The sequence below is a fragment of the Thermus thalpophilus genome, from assembly GCF_022760915.1.
Taxonomy (GTDB): domain Bacteria; phylum Deinococcota; class Deinococci; order Deinococcales; family Thermaceae; genus Thermus; species Thermus thalpophilus.
Window position 1 is genome coordinate 1 of the sequence record NZ_JAKTNS010000113.1, and the last position, 563, is coordinate 563.

Genomic DNA, 563 nt, shown 5'->3' on the forward strand with positions numbered 1-563 from the left:
GAGTGGAACCTGACCAGGCGCTACTGGTTTGACACCCTGGCGGGGCTTCTGGCCTCCGTTCTCTTCTTCTACTCCATGGTCCTCGGCCTGGAGAACCTGACCCCCGAGGGGCTGGCGAGCCTGGGCCTGGACCTGGGCCCCCTCCTCCTGGTCTTCGCCGCCTTCAACCTGGTGGTGGGCACCTTTCAGTCCATCGCCTATTCCGTCCAGTCCGAGGCCGCCTTAGGCACCCTGGAGCACCTGGGCCTGGCCCGAGGAGGGCTTCTCCGACAGCTCCTCCTGCGCGCCCTCGTACGGGGACTTCAGGGCATCACCACAAGCGCTCTTGTCCTCCTTCCCCTCGCCCTTCTCCTCGGGGTGCGGCTCGCCCCCGCCCCCTGGTGGCCTTTGAGCCTTTTGCTTCTCTACCTCGCCGCCCTAGGCTTCGCCCTGGGCATGGGAGCCCTCGCCCTTCACTTCAAGCAGGTGGAGGGCTTCTTCACCATTGTCCAGTTCCTCTTCCTTCCTTACTTCTTCTCCCTGGTTCGCTTCGCTCCCTGGATGACCCCCCTCCCCTTTGCCCC

The 563-nt window shown here is 65.2% G+C and carries 1 protein-coding gene; it reads left to right on the forward strand.

Annotated elements, in window-relative coordinates; genetic code table 11:
• A partial coding sequence (locus tag L0D17_RS13235) for an ABC transporter (RefSeq protein ID WP_243095711.1) occupies positions 1–563 on the forward strand: 563 nt, incomplete at both ends.